General features: G+C 61.0%; 6 protein-coding genes. 4 read left to right on the forward strand and 2 right to left on the reverse strand.

The features are described 5' to 3' along the window. Positions 1-1,540 (reverse strand): DUF4158 domain-containing protein (locus BM075_RS23895; RefSeq protein ID WP_143089951.1); only part of this gene is annotated, 1,540 nt, incomplete at its 3' end. Positions 1,541-1,576: 36 nt separating this feature from the next. Between BM075_RS23895 and BM075_RS23900 the strand changes: the two genes are divergently transcribed. Continuing rightward, a complete protein-coding gene (locus BM075_RS23900; protein WP_245758971.1) occupies positions 1,577-2,029 on the forward strand; it encodes a recombinase family protein in 453 nt (150 codons plus the stop codon). 7 nt (positions 2,030-2,036) lie between these two features. On the opposite strand, the gene BM075_RS24590 is transcribed toward BM075_RS23900, so the two are convergent. Continuing rightward, positions 2,037-2,255, reverse strand: a complete 219-nt coding sequence (locus BM075_RS24590; protein WP_177208477.1) for a hypothetical protein — start codon at positions 2,253-2,255, stop codon at positions 2,037-2,039. 116 nt (positions 2,256-2,371) lie between these two features. On the opposite strand from BM075_RS24590, the gene BM075_RS23910 reads away from it, so the two are divergent. The 3 genes from BM075_RS23910 to BM075_RS23920 all read left to right on the forward strand — a co-directional run bounded on the left by BM075_RS23910 (position 2,372) and on the right by BM075_RS23920 (position 3,906). After that, the gene (locus BM075_RS23910) at positions 2,372-2,623 is read left to right on the forward strand and encodes a type II toxin-antitoxin system ParD family antitoxin (protein WP_093363103.1); all 252 of its coding nucleotides are present in this window, start codon (positions 2,372-2,374) and stop codon (positions 2,621-2,623) included. After that, a complete protein-coding gene (locus tag BM075_RS23915) occupies positions 2,616-2,915 on the forward strand; it encodes a type II toxin-antitoxin system RelE/ParE family toxin (RefSeq protein WP_093363104.1) in 300 nt (99 codons plus the stop codon). The genes BM075_RS23910 and BM075_RS23915 overlap by 8 nt, the downstream gene beginning before the upstream one ends. Before the next feature lie 124 nt (positions 2,916-3,039). Next, a complete protein-coding gene (locus tag BM075_RS23920; RefSeq protein WP_245758972.1) occupies positions 3,040-3,906 on the forward strand; it encodes a hypothetical protein in 867 nt (288 codons plus the stop codon). The last annotated feature ends 17 nt before the right edge of the window (positions 3,907-3,923 follow it).

The raw sequence follows: 3,923 nt of genomic DNA on the forward strand, positions 1-3,923 counted from the left end.
GGTCAGATAGCCATGCGTCCGGATCGGTTTCGAAGCCCGCATCCCGCATGATGGTTTCGGCTTTGTCCCGTGGCTTCAGGTAGCTGTCGAACCGGCGATATTCACGGCTGCCGTCGACCCAGACATCTCCGGCGCGAAGGCGCTCGCGCAAGGTAGACACAACGGCGGTCTCGTACACACGCCGTTGTGGCTTACCGTCCTGGACGATCAGCGACGGCCAATGCTTGGCAGCGAAGGGCATGGGCGGATCATCGGGCAACTTGCGTTTACCGGTGCGGTTCTGGTCGCGCAGCAAGGCGATTGCGTCCTTGAGGTCATCCCCTGCATCGGTGGCGTTGAACTCGAAAGCCTCAAGGAAGGTAGGAGCAAACTTGCGCATATAGGCATAGCGCTCAGCCGCCAGAGCGAGTGGATCACTGGTTGCCAACTCCCCGAAGTCGGCGATTTCGTCACGCTTGCCCAGAAGAGTCTCCCACCCGACATCCGCATCCAACGCAGCAAAGGGATCTTGGCCCAGATCTTGTGCGCGGGCCATGGCATCAATGGACGCGCCGAAGAGCTGCATCAGTTTGCCAACCCGGGTCTTGCCCATGCGCCAGACCTCCTCCTGGCGATTGCGGGAGCGTGAGAAGAGCTGGCCGGTCAGACGCTCGAACATGGCGATGGTCGCGTCGGTGATCGTGATGGATAAATCCGCCATCTGCGCCGCGAGCGTTGCGATCCGTCGCCGTTCGCCAAAATCGTTCAGCAAGCTCACAGGGGCCACCGCGCCCTCGCGCGCGAACTTGAGCAACCGGTCAGGGTGGAGGCCGTGCCCAAGGTTTGGCGGCAAATCCAACGATCGCAGATAGTTCAAGCGATCCAGAAGCGCGGTCATGCTGGCCGGACTGGTCGAATGCGGATAGCCACGCAACCACGTGAGACGCGTTTGCCCAAGAGACGGATCGTTCACCAAGAGAGCCTGCAACTGGTCACGTTGCTCCAGTGACAGAACATCGAACAACGCAGCGGCAGCCTCACGCCGGGCGCGAGCCCGCCCCTTCAGGGCAAGGCGCTCAAGCGTATCCACGCTCGGTAGCACCAGATGTTGCTTGCGCAGCTCCGCAACCAGCGTCTCAACAATCTTCATGCCATGATCCGTCGCAAAAGCCGCCGTCGTGGCGATATCCTCCGCCTGCTGCACATGTTCAGGTCCGAAAGGGGCCAATCCCAAATGGCGCATCGCAAGGGCATGGTGCTCATGACGCGTATTTCGCCTGGCGGCGTAGTCGTCGAGAGTACACCCGCTGATCTGAAGTTGTTCTGCAAGCCACGCGATCAGTTCGGCGGGCGGCATCGTGTCTTGGCCCCACCCAAGGCCGGGATAACGCAGCAAAGAAATATGTACTGCAAGACCAAGATGGTTTTCGGCGCGGCGACGGGTTCGGATCAGATCAACGTCATCCCCGCTTAGCAGATAGCGACGGACCAAGGCTTCGTAATCTGTAGGCACCCCGAAGAGGTCCGCACGCGCGCGGGATGAAAGTAGTCGACGGGCCATCAGGTGTCCTCAAAACGGTGTTGCAAGTTTGAAGACGTGATCTCCGGCAAAACTTTCGTCCGGCCCGGTCTGGCAGCCTTGCTTGATCAGGCACGGCCCAACGATACCCTCGCCGTCATCCGCCTCGATCGATTGGGGCGCTCGCTCAAGGAACTTCTGGAAACCGTCGACGACCTCAAAGCCAGAGAGATCAACCTGATCAGCCTCGAGGAACGGATCGATACAACACCAGCCGCTGGAGAACTCGTGTTCCACGTCTTTGGGGCCATTGCGCATTTCGAGCGACGCTTGATCTCAGAGCGCACCAAAGACGGCCTGATCAACGCTCGAAAGCATGGCCGCACCCCAGGACGGCCTGCATTACCGCCAGAGACGATCTCAGCCCTCCAAGATCTCGTCAGCGCTGGAAAATCCGTCGCTCAAGCCGCAAAACACCTCGGCATAGGCAGATCAACAGCTTACAAGGCGATCAGAAATGCCACACCATAAGTCATGTTCAGGCTTTGTTCTTCCTTGGCGTGGTTCTACGAAGAAACCTTCCGATGGGGCCAAGGACATTCTGCGCGGCGAAATCGTCACCTATGATGCGTACCTTGCCGGACGGGTCTATGGATATGTCATCGATCAGGGCGGCGAGGAAGTCGACGCCTGTTGGGGGTTCTTCGGGCACTATGAGCTGGACTGCCTGTCCGAGGCGCGGGCGGTTGTAGATCATCTGATTTTGCGAGAGGTACAAAGACCCGCCGCCGCCAAGCAGGGAGCAAGCCCACCCCCGAGTTGAAACACCCGCAATACTCATATATCTTATTCATGCGTATTCCGGAGGTGAGCATGGCAAGCACAAGCGTGACACTTGGCCCCCATTGGGACGAATTCATCGCCCTGATGCTGAAGGAGGGGCGCTACGGCTCGACCAGCGAGTTGATCCGCGCCTCTTTGCGCCTGATGGAAGAGCAGGAAGGTCAACGGGCGCGGCTTCGCGTTGCCCTGATGGAGGGCAAACAATCCGGCGACGCCGGTCCGCTTGACATGGATGAGGTCAAGCGCGAAGCGCGGAGCCGCTCCGGCGCACCTGATGCGTGACATCCATTACTCCCAGGCGGCAAAATCCGATCTCGTTGATATCTGGGCCGAGACCTACCGTCAGTGGGGCGAGGCACAGGCGGACCGCTATCTCGACGACATCGATCGTGCCCTGAAGGAGCTGATCGCCAATCCTCAAATGGGTGTAGACTGTTCCGATCTCCTGCAGGGTGCGCGGAAACTGATCACGGGCCGGCACCTCGTATTCTACGAGGTGGACCCGGCCAGGATATTCGTGATCCGGGTCCTGCATCAATCCATGGACGTGCCGCGCCATCTGCGGTCGTCCTGACACCGGACAAACACGCACCGGGGCTTTGCCAGAAAAAGCAAGAGGCAGGGCGGGAGGGGTGACCCCTCCCGGATGAGAGAGTGCGCGCGGGCTTGGGGAAAACCCTCAACCCCGGAGATTGCCGATGAACGCTCACCCCCATTCCGTCCCGCTTGCGCCCGAGGCCCCTGCCCTGCTGGCTGCCTCTCGCTTCGCTCAAAACCTGATCCGGGCTGCGAGAACCCTCGTCCCCTTGTTCGAGGTGGGCAGGTCCATCGACGCCGCTGCCCTGCGCGCCGCGATGGAAGATGTCTTTGGCGCCAGCGACACCAGCGGGGCCTGGGTCTGGAAGGACGCCTATGAGGTCGCAGAGGTCGCCCAGATCCTGATGCTTACGCGCTACGGTGCGCTGCTGCAGCGGCAGGCGGCCACGCCGCAAGCCTTCCTCACCATGATCGAACGGCTGGCTTGTCTGGCCCCGTCCCACACGCGGCGCTCGGAAGACAGCGTCCGTCTGCAACAGTTTTCGACCCCTCTGCCGCTCGCAGCCATCGTCGCGCAGGCGGTGGGGTTTCGGGCCGACGACCTGGTGCTTGAGCCGTCGGCCGGCACCGGCATGCTGGCGGGCTTCGCCCGGATTGCAGGCGCGCGCGTGGCCCTCAACGAATTGGCAGAAACCCGCCGCGCCCTGCTGGGACATCTGTTCCCCGATGCCGTTGTCTCAGACCACGATGCCGCCTCGATCGACGACCGGCTGAATCGGTCGATCACACCCACTGTCATCGTGATGAACCCACCGTTTTCTGCCGCCAACCATGTCGAGGGGCGGTTCCAGCAGGCAACCAGTCAGCATGTGCTCTCTGCCCTGGCACGCCTCGCGTCGGGCGGGCGTCTCGTCGTCATCACTGGCGAGAGCTTCCGACCCTCCACGAAAGGTGTTGTCACGTTAAGCTTGGCACGGTTTCTCATTGCAGTGTCTGGACATAGTTCGGGAGGATGCAGAAACAGTTGATCAGCTACAAACGCCAC

The sequence above is a fragment of the Tropicimonas isoalkanivorans genome (assembly GCF_900112335.1).
In the GTDB taxonomy this organism is placed as follows: Bacteria; Pseudomonadota; Alphaproteobacteria; order Rhodobacterales; family Rhodobacteraceae; genus Tropicimonas; species Tropicimonas isoalkanivorans.

Bases quoted from the DNA above. Each gene is read 5' to 3' on its own strand.
- BM075_RS24590 (WP_177208477.1), bottom strand. From the start codon at position 2,255: ATGATCTACAACCGCCCGCGCCTCGGACAGGCAGTCCAGCTCATAGTG.
- BM075_RS23915 (WP_093363104.1), top strand. From the start codon at position 2,616: ATGCGTGACATCCATTACTCCCAGGCGGCAAAATCCGATCTCGTTGAT.
- BM075_RS23920 (WP_245758972.1), top strand. From the start codon at position 3,040: ATGAACGCTCACCCCCATTCCGTCCCGCTTGCGCCCGAGGCCCCTGCC.
- BM075_RS23910 (WP_093363103.1), top strand. From the start codon at position 2,372: ATGGCAAGCACAAGCGTGACACTTGGCCCCCATTGGGACGAATTCATC.